Raw genomic sequence first — 15,585 nt, forward strand, 5'->3', positions numbered from 1 at the left:
TCGATTCGGGGGCGTCAGCGGGGCGGGTCCACGCCGCCGTGCTCAGCGCAGGTCAGGGCCGACCGGTGCGCCCGTGGAGGCCCGCGCCATGAGCTGCGGCGGGAGCGTCTGCGAGGCGACGGGCTCGCCCGCGATACGGCGGAGCAGCAGCCGTACGGCCCGTCTGCCCTGTTCCGCCATGGGGGAGCGGACGCTGGTGAGCGGGACGGGGAGTTCGGCGGCGAGCGGGGTGTCGTTGAACCCGGCCAGCGCGAGGTGCTCGCCCAGCCGCAGACCCAGGTCGCGGGCGGCACCCATGGCGCCGATCGCCGCGAGGTCGTTGACGGCGAAGACGGCGGTCGGCCGGTCGGCGTCCGTCAGCAGTTCGAGGGCGGCCCGGCGGCCGCCCGCCGTGTCGAATGAGCAGTGCCGTACCCGGTGGGCGGGCACGGGCAGACCGGCCTCGCGGTAGCGGTCGGTGAAGCCGGTGGTGCGGTCGGTGCCGGTGCTGGCGAAGGGCTCACCGGCGACGACGGCCACCCGGCGGTGCCCCAGGGACAGGAAGTGCTCGGCCAGCAGTCGGCCGCCCTGGTAGTCGTCGCACGTGACCGCCGGATGGCCGGATTCGACGCGGCGGTTGACGAGCACGAAGGGCGTCGAGTCCAGGGCCGGGTCGGCCAGTGCGGCCCCGTCCAGGTGCGCGTCGCCGATGATGAGGCCGTCGACCCGGCGGCCCAGGACCATGGCGATGCGTTCGCGCTGGGTCGCGGGGTCGTCGTGGGTGTTGGTGACGAACGTGGACAGCCCTTGCGCGGTCGCCTCCTCCTCCACGCCCTCGTAGATGGTGGCCACCACGATCTCCGACAGCCGGGGGAAGAGCACCCCGACGAGGTTGCTGCGCCGGGTTCGCAGGCTGGTGGCGTGCGGGTTGGGGCGGTAGCCGAGTTCGTCGGCCAGATCGCGGATCCTTCGTACCGTCTCGGCCGACGCGGCGCGGCCCTGTTCCCCGGTGGGGCCGTTGAGGACGCGGGAGACCGTCGAGACATGCAGCCCGAGCCGTTCCGCGATGCCGCGCAGTGTCACCGGACCGCCGTCGCCTGCCATACCCGACTCCCACCTCGTCGTTCCCGAACCGGGCCCATTCTCTCCAACGGTGGGGGTCGGGGAGCGGGGCAGGGCGGTACGGAACCACTGGTGAGCGGTGAGCGTCGAAGAGCAGCGTGCCCCGGGCGGTGGGGCACGTGGCGGAGAGGGCAGGATTTGAACCTGCGTGGGCCCCGGGAGGCCCGACCTCGAGACATGCTCGCTGGTCCCCGATAAACCACTCCGGGCACCTCTCCTCGTTCCCGGCGGCGGGTGTTCCTCCCGTCCGCCGTTCACAGGGAAGAGAGTGGCACAGGGCGCTGACGCGGTCCTGACACCCGCTGCCGGGGCGGGAGTTCAGGACTCGGCGAGGAGGGGGTCGTAAGGGGTGGAGAGTCGGCGGCCGGACATGAAGGACAGGAAATCCCGGACGAAGGCACCGCGGGTGTAGACGGTGGTGCCGTCGGTGGCTTCGCCGGTGGTGTCGCGGTGGAACGCGGTGCGGAACAGGGCGCGGTACTCGGCCTCGTCGATGCGCTGGTCGCCGTCCTTGTCGGCGGCGTCGAAGAGGACCTCGGCGGTCCTGATCAGCGCGGGTCCGGCCAGGGAGGGCGCGGCGGCGGCGTACTCCTCGGCGCTGACACGGCCGTCGCCGTCGGTGTCGAGGGCGGTCTGGAGTTCGCGCCACCAGTCGGCGAAGGCGTCGTAGAGCCGGGTCTCCGCGGGTTCGTCCAGATCGAGGCGTCCGCACAACTCCCGTGCCATGGCCGCGAGATCGGGCCAGGTGAGGTATCCGTCGCCGGTCTGGTCGAGTACGTCGCGGAAGAACTCCTCCGCGCTGCGCTGCCCCGGCGACGGCGCCTCGGGGGCGGGCCGGAAGGACATGGGGGTGATGAGGCGGAGCAGGGCGCCGGCCCGCCGCATCCGCTCGTGCAGGGCAGTGACGGTCCTGGCCCGGGGGTCGTCGCTGGTGGGGGAGAGGGCCAGCAGGTCGGCGATGTTCTGGGGCCGCAGCCAGCCCTCGGGCAGGAAGCGGGCCAGGTCGACGGTCAGGTAGGCGCCCTGCATCAGGGCTCCCGCGCCGAGCAGTTCCGGCAGACCGGCCCGGCGCCGGAAGGATTCGGGGAGAGCGGCCACCGTGATCGCTCCGAGGGCGGGGCCGACCACGGCCCGGCCGAGCGCCCACAGGGTGGGAAGTCCGTTGAGCAGCGGGGGAGCGGGGAGGTGGTCGAAGAGCTTGTAGAGGATGATGCGCATCGCCTCGGTGTTCTCCAGCTCCTCCTCCACCATCCGGTCGTAGTAGACCCAGAACTCCGCAAGAGTGAGAGGGAGTTGACCTGTCTCGTCGCCGAAGGCCGCGTGATACGCCCGGAATTCGCCGTACAGCCGCTCCACGGCGCTCGGCGACAGCGGACGGCCGCTCAACCGGCACATGGTGACGGCACTTTCGAACAGCGTCGCGACCACCCAGGCCCGTACGCCGGGGTCCATCGCGTCGTACGGCCGGTTGCTCGCGTCCCTGCCCTTCAGCCGGGTGTGCAGGCGATTGAGGCGCGCCGCCTCCTTGGCGCGCACCTGGTCGTCGGCGCCGAACATGCGCTGGAGGCTCAGATAGGTGTTGCGCAACCGGCGCCAGGGGTGGATGACGAAGGTCGAGTTGTCGATCAGCGCGGCGCCGATCTGCGGGTGCGCTGCCTCCAGCACGGTGGCCCGGACCATCGCGAAGGCCCAGCGCGGGTCGTCGAAGAGCTCGTGGAACTGCGATCCCGGCCCGAACAAGGGTGGCTGCGCGCTGTCGTCGGCTGCGTGGCTCACGGTTGCGGTTCTCCGTTCTGCTCCGGCGGCAGGCCGCCGAAACGGCGCCGGCGCTGCTGGTAGGTGTGCAGGCAGTCAAGGAAGTGCGAGGCGCGGAAGTCGGGCCACAGGACCGAAGGGAAGACCCATTCGGCGTAGGCGACCTGCCAGAGCATGAAGTTGGAGATCCGCTGTTCCCCCGAGGTACGGATGACCAGGTCGACGTCCGGGGTGTCGGGGAAGGGCAGGTGCGCGGCGAAGATCTCCTCGGTCACGGCCTCGGGCGGCACCCCGTCGCGGATCAGCGACTGTGCCGCCGCGACGATGTCCCGGCGCCCGCCGTGATCGAAGGCGATGGTCAGGGTCATGCCGCTGTTCCTGCCGGTCAGGGTCGTCAGGTCGGCGAAGTCCTGGGCCAGCGCCGGGGGGATCCGCGGATGCGTCACGCCGAGGAAGCGGCAGCGGATCCCCCGCGCTTGCAGCAGCGGGGCGTGCTTGCGCACCGCGCGCCGTATCAACTGCATGAGGAAGGCGACTTCGTCATCGGGCCGACGCCAGTTCTCCGTCGAGAACGCGTACAGGCTCAGCCACTCCACCCCGGCCGACCGCGCCGTCTCGATGACGTCGATCACCGTGGTCTCCGCGGCCAGGTGGCCTGCCGTACGCGGCAACGAACGCCGCGCCGCCCACCGGCCGTTGCCGTCCATCACACATGCGACATGGCGAGGCACCGGGCCCTTGCCGAAACCCTCGGGTAAGGAGCCCGAGCCCTCGTCGGCCGACCGAGACACCATGCCTACCCCCCACCGCACGCGACGACGACCGCCCACCACCCGGCGTCAGCCTGCACCCGCCCCGACGTGCGTGTATGAGCTGATCACCACATGGCAGACTGCCATCCCGCGGCCGGGTGCGGCGGGTCAGCGGGGGGAGATTCACCCTTGGTGCAGGCGTTCGAGTCCGGCGTCGACCGGCGCGCGACCGGCCATGCCTGGAGGTCCGTGCAGGGGTTGCGGGGATGCCGGTACGGCCCCCTGCGGGGGTCGTACCGGCATCCCTGTCGTGCGGTCGTCCGGCACCGCCTCGGCGCCGGACCGGCGCGGTCTCAGGAGGTCGGGTGGACCACCATCGCCGACCCGCCATCGCGTCGCTTCGGCTCGGCGACCGCCGTGACCCGCCCGTGGGAGCCGAACTCCAGCGCGGCGACGGCGCCGATCTCCGGGGACGGGGTGAAGGCCGGGGGAGCGAGGACGAAGCGCTGGCCGAGCGCTTCGAGCGCGGGGCGGTCCGGTGAGTCGAGGAAGGCGGGCTCGGCCTCCGTGGCGGCGCCGTTGCGCTGCGAGATACGCGGCGCGGCGACCGCCTGCGGCAGCGTCATGCCGAGGTCGAGACGGTTGACGAGGGTCTGGAGCACCGTGGTGATGATGGTCGCGCCGCCCGGTGAGCCCACGGCGATCACGGGCCTGCCGTCGCGCAGCACGATCGTCGGCGCCATGCTGCTGCGCGGCCGCTTGCCCGCGCCCGGCAGATTCGGGTCGGGCACCCCCGCCTGCAAGGGCGTGAAGTCGAAGTCCGTGAGCTCGTTGTTCAGCAGGAACCCGCGACCGGGAACGGTGATCGCCGAGCCGCCGGTCTGCTCGATCGTCAGCGTGTACGACACGACGTTGCCCCAGCGGTCGGAGACCACCAGATGGGTCGTCGACCGGCCCTCATACGGTTCGGGGACGCCGGTGCCCGGATCGGCGCAGCCCACCGGGTGGCGCGGGTCACCCGGGGCGACGGGGCTGGTCAGCGCGGTGGTGGGGCGGATCAGACAGGCGCGGTCCTTGGCGTACTCCTTCGCCAGCAGCTCCCGCGCGGGCACGTCGGAGAACGCCGGGTCGCCCACCCAGCGGTTGCGGTCCGCGAACGCGATCCGGCTGGCCTCCAGATAGTCGTGCAGCGCCCGCACCTTGTCGGCCGGTGACAGACGCAGGTTCTCCAGGATGTTCAGCGCCTCGCCGACCGTGGTGCCGCCGGAGGAGGACGGCGCCATGGAGTAGACGTCCAGCCCGTGGTACGTCGTACGGGTCGGGGCGCGCAGGATCGCCCGGTAGGCGGCGAGGTCCGAGCGCTCCATGAGGCCGCGGCGCACCGTGCGCGTGGAACCGGGGGCCACCGGCGGGTTCTGCACGGTGCGCACCACGTCCCGTCCGATGTCCCCGAGATACATGGCGTCCATGCCCGTGCGCGCCAATTCCCGGTAGGTCCGGGCGAGGTCGGGGTTGCGGAACAGGGTGCCGACGACCGGCAGCCGGCCGTTCGGCAGGAACAGCCGGGCGGTCGGGGTGAAGTCGCGGAAGCGGGCCTCGTTCATCTCGGTCTGGGCGCGGAACTGCTCGCTGACGACGAACCCGTCGTCCGCGATCCGGATCGCCGGCCGCATCGCCTCGGCCAGCGAGACGGTGCCCCAGGTGTCCAGCGCCTTGCGCCAGGTCGCCGGGGTGCCGGGAACGCCCACGGACAGACCGGAGTTGACCGCGTCGTCGAACGGGATCGCCTTTCCGGTGGCCGGGTCGGTGAAGGAGTCGGGCCGCATACGCGCCGGCCCGGTCTCCCGGCCGTCGATGGTGTGGACGGTGCGGGTGCGGGCGTCGTAGTGGACGAAGTAGCCGCCGCCTCCGACACCGCACGAGTAGGGCTCGACGACACCGAGCGCGGCGGCGGTGGCGACCGCGGCGTCGATGGCGTTGCCGCCGCGGCGCAGAACGTCGATACCGACCTGGGTGGCATACGGGTTGACACTGGCGACGGCACCGCCGTGGCCGACGGCGACCGCCTGCTTGGCGGGCGGCTGGAGGCCCGGAGACGTTTTCTCGGGGGCGGCGGGGGACGCGCCGGCGGGGTGGGGGAGCAGGGGGAGAGTGAGCAGCGCTGTCGAAGCGGCGGTCACCACGGTACGGCGGGTGGTCACGAAACCTCCGATTTCACCCCTCCTGAGAGGGGGTCGCCGACGGGAGCGGGGTGCGCGAAACCCTTGCAGCCGGTCCTGGGGCGGGCAACCGCGTGGATCAAGGTTTGCGGAAGATCTGAGGTTTCCCGGCGGTAGGGCCCGCAGGCGGGAGAGCGGTCAATCGTGTCCGAGGGTGCTCTCACGATGCACCAGCGTGTAGCCGGCGTGGATCCGGCGCGCCTGCTGCCTTGGCACGCCGTCGAGTTGGGAGAGCACCGACTCGACCGCCATCCTGGCGATGGACGCCTTGTCGGGGGAGACCGAGGTGAGGGTGACGGCGCCGAAACGGCCCTCCACCACATCGTCGAACCCGACGACCGCGACGTCCTCCGGGACGCGCAGCCCGCGTTCGGACAGCACGCGCAGGGCGCCGATGGCGATGAGGTCGTTGTAGGCGAACACCGCGTCCAGGCGGTGGCCCGCGTCCAGCAGCCGCGCCATGGCCGCCGCCCCGTCGGCGTGCCCCCAGCCGTCGGTGGCGGCCACCAGCCGGTCGTCGGCCACGAGACCTGCCGCGTCCAGCTCCTCCCGCCAGCCCCGCAGCCGTAGATGGGCGGGCTGGCTGCGGCCGCGCCGGGCGCCCAGGAAGGCGATGTCCCGCCGTCCCAGGGAGATCAGATGGCGCACCGCCTCGCGGGCGGCGGCGACATTGTCGATGGAGATGTGGTCGTAGGGCAGGTCGTACTCCCGCTCGCCGAGCAGGACGAGCGGGACGGGCGCACGCTCACGCAGATCGTCCGCCTCCAGCTCGATGGGACTGAGGATCAGCCCGTCGATCACCCGGCTCCGAAAACCCTGGCAGACCAGGGTCTCCTGATCACGGCGGCCGCCCGTGTGGTCGAGCAGCACGGTGTAGTCATGCTCGGCGGCGGCGTCGACGACCTCGGCGGCCAGCTCGGCGAAGTAGGGATTGCCCAGCTCGGGCAGGGCCAGGGCGACTATCCCGGTCCGGCCCTTGCGCAGATGCCGGGCGGTGAGATTGGGCCGGTAGCCCAGCTCGTCGATCGACTTCTGTACGCGCGCCCGCATCGCGGGGGTCACATGCGGCTGGTCGTTCACCACGTTGGACACGGTCTTGATGGAGACACCCGCGTGCGACGCGACGTCCTTGAGGCTCACCCGCACGACGTTCCTCCCCGTCCGGGCAGGAATCCCGGGCCGACGAACCCTTCCAGGCCCGGCAACCGGACCGCACCCGGCACTCCGCAAGGGTCGACGCCGGTTTTCCAACGTTATACGGGGCCCCGCTCCGTCCTGGCAAGCCCGGTCACCGACGGGAGACCGGGACGGGGGTGCGGGAACCACGACAGGCTCCCGCACCCCTGGAACGCCGCATGTCACACGGTGATTTGACGGTCCATCAGCTCAGCTTGAACTTCTGCGCGGCGGATCCGTTGCAGTCCCAGATCTGGAGGCGGGTGCCGTTGGCGGTCGCGCCGCTGGGGGAGTCCAGGCAGCGGCCGGACTGGGGGTTGAGGAGCGATCCGTCGGCCTGCTGTACCCATTTCTGTCCGCCGACGCCGTTGCAGTCCCACAGTTCGACCTTGGCGCCGTTCGCGGTGCCGTTGCCGTTGATGTCGAGGCAGCGGCCGAGGGTGCGCAGCGAGCCGTCGGCGTTGTGGTACCAGTGCTGGTCGACGGCCCAGGACTGGCAGTCCCACAGCTGTACGGCCGTACCGTTGCCGCCGCTGTCATCGGCGGCCACGTCGACGCACTTCGACCCCGTGCCGACCACCGGCGCACCGCCGTTGACGGAGAACTTCTGCGCGGCGGCGCCGTTGCAGTCCCAGATCTGGAGGCGGGTGCCGTTGGCGGTCGCGCCGCTGGGGGAGTCCAGGCAGCGGCCGGACTGGGGGTTGAGGAGCGATCCGTCGGCCTGCTGTACCCATTTCTGTCCGCCGACGCCGTTGCAGTCCCACAGTTCGACCTTGGCGCCGTTCGCGGTGCCGTTGCCCTCGATGTCCAGGCACCGGCCGATCGTGCTCAGGGAACCGTCGGCGTTGTGCTGCCAGTGCTGGTCCTCGGCCCAGTTCTGGCAGTCCCACAGCTGTACGGCCGTACCGTTGGTGCCGGTGTCGTCCGCGGCGACGTCCACGCACTTGCCGCCCGGCCCGGTGACCGTGCCCTGCGGCCCGTTGGGCACATCCGTCTCGCCGGAGTAGCCGACGGAGACCACGTTCGACTGGACGGCGTTCTCGGCGGCGTCGGTCGGGTAGCCGGCGACCATCACGCCCTCGAAGAAGGTCCCCCGGTTCCAGTTGCTGTTGTCACCGCCCGTGCCCAGGATGATGCCGCCCTCCTGATGCATGGGCCGGTAGCCGGCGCGGGTGGGCAGACCGCCGTCCCACCATGTACTGAGCGCCCCCGACTGGGAGTTGCCCCCCTTGAGCGCGTACTTGGTCTGCCCGTCGTTCTTCAACACGGCCGTGACGAAGGGGCTGTTGTTGCCCCGGTTGGCGATGTTGGAGCCGTTGTCGCCCTGGAACATGCCGTTCTCCATGTCAGCCTCGATCCACGGCCCCGACCCGGTGCACGGCGCGAAGTAGCACGTGGTGGCGATGGACACGGCGTCCATGTGACCGTTGCCGGTGTCGGCCGGGGTGCTCTCCGCGTTGCCGTAGTCGAAGCAGCAGTCGGAGCCCACGTGCGTTCCGCTGGCCACCATGTAGGCGCCCTCGGGCTGTCCGTCGACCGCGACGCCGGAGGCCACCCCGGTGTAGCGGTAGCCGACGCCCGGCGAGATCCAGATGCCGTACACCTTGTGCCCGCCCGCCGTCACCGCGATCTCACTCGCGTCGGCGCCGCGGTCGGCGCCCATCCCGGAGGTGCCGGCCGGGCCCGGGGTCAGGTCGTTGTGCCGCGAGGTCTGGTCGTAGACCTTGGTGATCCGGCAGGTGGTGTTCTGACAGAACGTGTCCTGCTGGCCGGCGTTGGCGTAACCGCCCGCGGACAGCAGCCCGATGTCCGCGCGGGCCCCGTCCGAGGCACGCGTGACCTGGTACAGCGGGCCGTCGTACGAGGACAGCAGGGCGCGGGTCGTGCTGTGCGCGGCGACACAGGGGGTGCCGGCCGCGCCGTAGATGTCGCACGGCAGTGAGCCCGCCGCCTGTGAGACGCCCGGCAGGGCGATCAGGGCCCCGAGGACGAGCCCGATCGCCGCGACGGCGGACAGCAGATGCCGCAGCGGACGGAGGAGCGCCCGCCGCGCGGAGCGGCGGAGACCGCCTCCTGCGGTGGATTTTTCTCTGCGCATGGTGTGCTCCCGGTGCTGGGGGAGAGGGGGGAATGGAGCTCGACCTGCCGAGGCGGCGGCAGGCGCACTCGGCTCGGCGCCCTCACGGCGCCGGGCTCTACCAACGTTGTAAACGGGATCCGCCACATGACAGCACAGCTCCCGCGGGGGCGTCCATCCCTGTGCGCGAATCCGGCGGCACACCCGGCCACGCTCCCACGACGTGCCGTAAAGCCGCTGTTCACAAGGGAGTTGGCGGCGCCGATGGCCTGACCACCGAAGACCTCGGGCGCTCGGGAGCCGTCGTCGAGCCCCCTTCACGCGAACGGAAGACCCCGCTCGAAGAGTTGAGTACCGCGGGTTGACACCGGGTTTGACGTTCCCTCAATGTCTACAACGTTGAAAAGCCCGCCTGTCGTACCACCCTCCGCGATCGAGGGTCCAGGTGGCCTCGTCTCTTCAGCCCCGCCCCTTCGTTGCATCGTTGAGGATGTGATCGGCGCGTGAACGTCTCCTCCCGAGCCAAGGCCCTTACCGCCGCAGTGCTCACCGCCGGCCTGTGCCTGGCCGCCGCCGGATGCACCAAGTCGGACTCCTCCTCCGGCGGCGACTCGCATGCCTCGGCGGCCGCGGACAACGACTCGGCCGCCTCCCAGCAGGTCGCCTCACCCTCGGCGGCGGGCCCCGGCTGCACCTACAAGACCTACGGCGGCGGCGTTCCCCGGCTGGACCTCACCGGCGGCAGGACGATCGTGGGCTTCTCCCAGTCGGAGTCCACCAGCAATCCCTTCCGCGCCACCGAGACCAAGAGCATCGAGCAGCAGGCCAAGAAGCTCGGCGTCAAGCTCATCGAGCGCAACGCCAACGCGGACGTCAACACCCAGAACTCGCAGATCGAGGACATGATCGCGCAGGGTGCCAAGGCCCTGATCGTCGCGCCGGAGAACTCCGACGGGCTCGGCCCCGCCCTGGCCAAGGCCAAGTCCGCCAAGATCCCCGTGCTCACCATCGACCGCACCGTCGGCGGCACCGCCTGCACGGACTTCATGGCCTTCATCGGCTCGGACTTCTACCACCAGGCGCAGCTCGCGGCCGACGACCTCGCCGGTGTCACCGGGGGCGGCGACGCCCATGTCGCCATCCTCACCGGCACCCCCGGCAACAACGTCACCACCGACCGGACCAAGGGCTTCGAGGACCGGGCCAGGGCGAAGTACCCGAAGATGAAGGTCGTCGCCTCCCAGACCGGCAACTTCGCCCAGACCGACGGCCAGAAGGTCATGGAGCAACTGCTCCAGTCCCACCCGGACATCAACGCCGTCTACGCCGAGAACGACGAGATGGCGCTCGGCGCGATCCAGGCCATCAGATCCGCGGGCAAGACACCCGGCAAGGACGTCAAGGTCGTCTCCATCGACGGCATCGAACAGGCCGTCAAGAACGTCGGCGCCGGTCAGATGGTCTCCGACATCGAGACCAACCCGCGCTTCGGCCCGCTGGCCTTCCAGGCGCTCCAGGACTTCTACGGCACCACCGGCGTACAGCCCAAGGTGATCATCAAGGACGGCCACTTCACCGCCGGCAACGCCAAGCAGGCCCTCGAACAGGGCCTCGTCTACTGAGCCAGGACCGATGGCCGTGACCGGTGACCGGTCACCGATGGCCGACGACGGACGGCGGACGGCCATCGGCAGACCGGCCGGGGCCAGGACGCCACGGCTCCGGCCCGGCACGGACGGCGGCTGCCGGCGGCGGCCCGCATGAGGAGGAAGACGTTGGTCCAGCAGGGCCGGGCACCTCGCAGCGACTGGATCCTCGAAGTCGCCGAGGTGGACAAGAGCTTCGCGGGCGTCCACGCCCTGCGCGGGGTGGACTTCCGGCTGCGTCCCGGTGAGGTGCACGCGCTCATCGGCGAGAACGGCGCCGGAAAGTCCACGCTGATCAAGGTGATGACCGGTGTGTACCGGCCCGACGCGGGGCGGGTCCGCCTCGCGGGCGAGGACCGTGCCTTCCGCAACCCCCTGGAGGCGCAGACGGCCGGCATCTCCACCATCTACCAGGAGGTGAACCTCGTCCCGCTGATGTCGGTGGCCCGCAATCTGTGCCTGGGCCGCGAGCCGCGCCGCTTCGGCCTGGTCGACGTACGGGCCGTCAACCGCATCGCCCGCGAGACGCTGAAGCGCTACGGCGTCGACGTGGACGTCACCCGGCCGCTCGGCAGCCTCGGCCTCGGCGCCCAGCAGATGGTGGCCCTGGCCCGCGCGGTGCGGACCGACGCCCGCGTGGTCGTGATGGACGAACCGACCTCCTCGCTGGAACCCCGCGAGGTCGAGACCCTCTTCTCGGTGATCCGCGGCCTGCGGAGCCAGGGCATCGCCGTCGTCTACGTCAGCCACCGCCTCGACGAGTTGTACGAGATCTGCGACCGCGTCACCGTGCTGCGCGACGGCGCGGTCGTGCACACCGGCGACATGGCCGGACTGGAACGGCTGAAGCTCATCTCGCTGATGCTCGGCCGGGAGATGTCCACCGTGCGGGCCAAGGGCGCCACGGCGTTCGGTACCGGCCAGCACGGCGAGCATGGCGGGGACGGCGGGCACGAGGCCGCTCCGGTGCTGCGCGCCACCGGCCTGACGGTCCGCCACAAGGTCCACGACGTCGGCCTCGACATCCACCACGGCGAGGTCGTCGGGCTCGGCGGGCTGCTCGGCGCGGGCCGCAGCGAGACCGCGAAGGCGATCACCGGCGCCCTCGCCACCGACGGCGGCACCGTCGAGGTGGACGGCGTCCCCCTCGCCCGCCGGAGCCCGGCCGCCGCCATCAGGGCCGGTGTCGTGATGCTCGCCGAGGACCGCAAGACCGAGGGCATCCTGCCCAACCTCTCCGTACGGGAGAACATCTCCCTGGCCCTGCTGCCCCGGCTCGCCCGCGCCGGGGTGGTCTCGGGGGCCAGACAGGACGAGATCGTCCGCTTCTTCATGGAGCGCCTGCGCATCAAGGCGGCCGGCCCCGACCAGAAGGTCAGCGACCTGTCCGGCGGCAACCAGCAGAAGGTGCTGCTGGCCCGCTGGCTGTGCCTGGACCCCAAGGTACTGCTCCTGGACGAACCCACCCGGGGCATCGACGTGGGCGCCAAGGCCGAGGTGCAGGCACTCATCGACGAACTCGCCGAACAGGGACTCGGGGTGCTGCTGATCTCCTCGGACCTGGAGGAACTGATCGAGGGCTCGGACCGGCTCGTCGTCCTCAAGGACGGACGCGCGGTCGGCCACCTCCGGGGCGAGGAGATCACCGAGCAGACCGTGCTGGACACGCTCGCCGCCGCCCCGCCGTCCGAAGACCTGCGCGGCGAGGACCTGGACGGCGAGGACCTGCGCGGTGAAGCCCCCGCCCCGCACCCCGACGACCACCCGGCGCAGGCCCAAGGACGCCCGACCGCCCCGGCCGTGACGAAGGAGGAGCCCCGATGACCCCCACGGCCTGGGCCGCCCCCGGCCCGCTGGACCGGGCGCGGCTGACCCGCCTGCTCCAGTCGTACGGCGTCTACGCCGCGCTGCTCGTCCTGTTCGTCGTGGCCGCCACCCTGGACGGCTCGTTCCTCTCCGCGGGCAACGTCCGCATCCAGCTCTTCCAGGTAGCCCCCACCCTGATCGTCGCCCTCGGCATGGCCCTGGTCATCGGCACGGAGGGTGTCGACCTCTCGGTCGGCGCCGTCATCGCCCTCGCCGCCTCGGTCGTCCCCCTCTACCTCGGCTACGGCGCGCCGCTCGCGGTGCTGATCGCCCTGGTCTGCGGCGCGGTCTGCGGCGCGGTCGGCGGCACCATGGTCGCCCTCGCCCGTATCCAGCCGATCGTCGCCACCCTCGCCCTGATGATCGGGCTGCGGGGCGTCGCCGAACTGATCAACGGCAACTCCGCCAAGCCGGTCACCGACACAGGGCTGCTGGGCCTCGGCTCGGACGGGTTCGCCGGGGTCCCCGCCATGGCGTGGATCGCCGGGGCGTGCGCCGTGCTGACCGCGCTGCTGGTACGCCGGACCACCTTCGGCCGGCAGCTGGTGGCCATCGGCGACAACCGCCGGGCGAGCAGGCTGGCCGGACTGCCGGTGCGCCGGGTCCTCGTCACCGTCTACGTCCTGTCCGGCGTCCTCGCCGCCCTCGCCGGCGCGATGATCGTCGGGCACGGCGCCGAGGCGGACCCCGCCAACCAGGGCCTGAACATGGAGCTCAACGCCATCACCGCCGTCGTGGTCGGCGGCACCCCCCTCACCGGCGGCCGGGTCCGGGTCCTCGGCACCGTGGCCGGCGCGCTGTTCATGCAGCTCATCACCGCCGTCCTCACCCAGCACAACGTGCATACGTCGTACACCCAACTCGTGGAGGCCGTCATCATCTGCTTCGCGGTCTACGCCTCACAGGAGCGGGGTACCCGATGACACCCTCCGCCCTGCGGCCCGCCACGCTGCCGCGCCCGGCGTCCGACGCCGCGCAGCCGGCCGCCCTGCGCGAACGCCTGGCCTCCCACATCCAGCGCCGGGGCGCACTGGCCGTGCTGGTGCTGATGGCCGCCCTCGCCTCCGCGACCTCGTCCACCTTCCCCACCTGGTCCAACATCTCCAGCATCCTCGGCAACAACGCCTTCGTGTGGCTGCTGGCCCTGGGCATGACCTTCGTGATCCTCACCGGCGGCATCGACCTGTCCGTGGGATCCGTGTACGCGCTCGGCGGGGTGCTCGGCGCCTACGGCGCGCACACCGGCGGCACCTGGCTCGCCGTCGTCCTGCCCCTGGCGGTCGGCGCGCTCTGGGGCACCGCGCAGGGACTGCTCGTCGCCCGTGCCCGGATGGCGCCCTTCATCGTCACCCTCGCCGGACTGCTCGGCGCGCGCGGCCTGCTCCAGGCGCTGACGAACGAGGGCGCCACCACCTATCTCGTCCCCGCCGACTCCGCCTTCCGCCGCCTGGGCGACGGCACCTGGGTGCCGGTCCTCCTCGTGGCGGCCCTGTTCGGGAGCGGCGCGCTGCTGCTCACCCGCACCCGCTTCGGCGCCACGGTCACCGCGCTGGGCGGCAACGAGAACGCCGCCACCCTCATGGGGCTCCCCGTGGCCCGCACCAAGGTCCTCGTCTACGTCCTGTCCGCCACCCTCGCCGCGACCGCCGGCGCCCTCGGCAGCGCCCGCCTCGGTTCCGGCGTCACCACCATCGGCGTGGGCTACGAACTCACCGCGATCGCCTCGGTGGTGATCGGCGGCACGCTGCTGACCGGCGGCAGCGGCTCCATCGGCGGCACGGCGAGCGGCGTACTGGTGCTGGCCGTCATCCACAACCTGATCGACCACTACTTCTCCCAGTACGGCTCCGCGTTCACCGACACGGTCAACGGCGCGTTCCTGGCCGTCGTGGTCCTCGTCCAGACCCTGCTCAGCCGCACCCGGCAGACGGACTGACGCCGCCGACCTACCGAAGGAGTCCCGTGGGCGTCAGCCTGAAGGACGTCGCACAGCGCGCCGGGGTTTCCGTCAAGACTGTGTCGAACGTCGTGAACAACTATGTCCATGTCTCCCCCCGCACCCGGGCCCGGGTGCAGCGGGCCATCGACGAACTCGGCTACCGGCCCAACCTCGTCGCCCGCCATCTGCGCAACGGCCGCACCGGCATCATCGCGCTGGCCGTCCCCGAGCTGGGCAACCCGTACTTCTCCGAGGTGGCCGGAGCCGTCATCGACGCGGCCGCCCGGCACGACTACACCGTGCTGCTCGACCACACGGCGGGACTGCGGGAGAAGGAGATCCTGGTCTGCCAGGGCTTTCGCGCGCAGATCATCGACGGCCTCATCCTCAGCCCGATCCGGATGGCGACCGAAGACCTGCTCGGCCGCACGGACACCTCGCCCCTGGTGCTCCTCGGGGAGCGTGAGTACGACGCACCCTTCGACCACATCGCCATCGACAACGTGGCGGCGGCCCGCGCCGCGGTGCAGCACCTCCTCGACACCGGCCGCCGCCGGGTGGCCTTCCTCGGTGCCCGCCACGAGAGCGCGCGGGAACCCGCGCATCTGCGGCTGCGAGGATGGCGCGAGGCGCACACCGCCGCCGGTCTGCGGCCACCCGAACCGCTGGTCATGGCCACCGACGGGTACGACCGCCAGGACGGCGCCGTGGCCATGGCCGCCCTCCTGGACCGCGGCGAACGGCCGGACGCCGTCTTCGCCTTCAACGACCTCGTCGCCCTCGGCGCCATGCGGGTCCTGGCCCGACGCGGACTGCGCGTCCCCCAGGACATCGCGGTCGCCGGCTTCGACGACATCGAGGAGGCCCGCTACGCGGCCGTCGCCCTGACCACCATCGCCCCCGACAAACGCGCCATCGCCCAGATCGCCGTCGACTGTGTCGTGGAACGCATCGCCGCCCGCACCGCACCGGTTCCCCGCCGCATCCTGCCGGGCTTCGAACTCGTGGTGCGGGAGTCGACGGTGGAGCGGCGCGGCTGAGGCGGCTCCCGGCA

At 71.6% G+C, this 15,585-nt stretch carries 11 protein-coding genes and 1 pseudogene; 5 read left to right on the forward strand and 7 right to left on the reverse strand.

Going from position 1 to position 15,585, the window contains the following annotated elements:
* Positions 1–42 precede the first annotated feature (42 nt).
* The 7 genes and pseudogenes from HEP81_RS36915 to HEP81_RS36945 all read right to left on the reverse strand — a co-directional run bounded on the left by HEP81_RS36915 (position 43) and on the right by HEP81_RS36945 (position 9,101).
* Entirely contained in the window at positions 43–1,083 is a 1,041-nt protein-coding gene (locus HEP81_RS36915; RefSeq protein WP_037661252.1) for a LacI family DNA-binding transcriptional regulator, read from the reverse strand.
* Positions 1,084–1,221: 138 nt separating this feature from the next.
* A pseudogene (locus HEP81_RS36920) lies at positions 1,222–1,319 on the reverse strand.
* 100 nt (positions 1,320–1,419) lie between these two features.
* Entirely contained in the window at positions 1,420–2,877 is a 1,458-nt protein-coding gene (locus HEP81_RS36925; RefSeq protein WP_037661249.1) for an oxygenase MpaB family protein, read from the reverse strand.
* The gene (gene uppS, locus HEP81_RS36930; RefSeq protein WP_078967623.1) at positions 2,874–3,650 is read right to left on the reverse strand and encodes a polyprenyl diphosphate synthase; all 777 of its coding nucleotides are present in this window, start codon (positions 3,648–3,650) and stop codon (positions 2,874–2,876) included. The genes HEP81_RS36925 and uppS overlap by 4 nt, the downstream gene beginning before the upstream one ends.
* Positions 3,651–3,961: 311 nt before the next feature.
* Positions 3,962–5,809: a gamma-glutamyltransferase gene (gene ggt / locus HEP81_RS36935; protein WP_106980035.1), complete on the reverse strand. Its 1,848-nt coding sequence runs from the start codon at positions 5,807–5,809 to the stop codon at positions 3,962–3,964.
* Positions 5,810–5,965: 156 nt separating this feature from the next.
* Positions 5,966–6,973: a LacI family DNA-binding transcriptional regulator gene (locus HEP81_RS36940; RefSeq protein WP_037661243.1), complete on the reverse strand. Its 1,008-nt coding sequence runs from the start codon at positions 6,971–6,973 to the stop codon at positions 5,966–5,968.
* 235 nt (positions 6,974–7,208) lie between these two features.
* Positions 7,209–9,101 carry an arabinofuranosidase catalytic domain-containing protein gene (locus HEP81_RS36945; RefSeq protein WP_207748336.1) on the reverse strand — a complete coding sequence of 631 codons (1,893 nt, stop codon included), beginning with the start codon at positions 9,099–9,101 and terminating at the stop codon, positions 7,209–7,211.
* 482 nt (positions 9,102–9,583) lie between these two features.
* Between HEP81_RS36945 and HEP81_RS36950 the strand changes: the two genes are divergently transcribed.
* The 5 genes from HEP81_RS36950 to HEP81_RS36970 all read left to right on the forward strand — a co-directional run bounded on the left by HEP81_RS36950 (position 9,584) and on the right by HEP81_RS36970 (position 15,571).
* Entirely contained in the window at positions 9,584–10,702 is a 1,119-nt protein-coding gene (locus HEP81_RS36950) for an ABC transporter substrate-binding protein (RefSeq protein ID WP_037661241.1), read from the forward strand.
* A gap of 138 nt (positions 10,703–10,840) precedes the next feature.
* Positions 10,841–12,550 carry a sugar ABC transporter ATP-binding protein gene (locus HEP81_RS36955; protein ID WP_037661239.1) on the forward strand — a complete coding sequence of 570 codons (1,710 nt, stop codon included), beginning with the start codon at positions 10,841–10,843 and terminating at the stop codon, positions 12,548–12,550.
* Positions 12,547–13,515, forward strand: a complete 969-nt coding sequence (locus HEP81_RS36960; protein ID WP_037661237.1) for an ABC transporter permease — start codon at positions 12,547–12,549, stop codon at positions 13,513–13,515. Before HEP81_RS36955 ends, HEP81_RS36960 begins: the two co-directional genes overlap by 4 nt.
* Positions 13,512–14,528, forward strand: a complete 1,017-nt coding sequence (locus HEP81_RS36965) for an ABC transporter permease (RefSeq protein WP_037661235.1) — start codon at positions 13,512–13,514, stop codon at positions 14,526–14,528. The genes HEP81_RS36960 and HEP81_RS36965 overlap by 4 nt, the downstream gene beginning before the upstream one ends.
* A 26-nt stretch (positions 14,529–14,554) precedes the next feature.
* Entirely contained in the window at positions 14,555–15,571 is a 1,017-nt protein-coding gene (locus HEP81_RS36970) for a LacI family DNA-binding transcriptional regulator (RefSeq protein ID WP_037661232.1), read from the forward strand.
* Positions 15,572–15,585 lie beyond the last annotated feature (14 nt).

The sequence above is a fragment of the Streptomyces griseofuscus genome (genome assembly GCF_014673495.1).
Taxonomy (GTDB): domain Bacteria; phylum Actinomycetota; class Actinomycetes; order Streptomycetales; family Streptomycetaceae; genus Streptomyces; species Streptomyces murinus.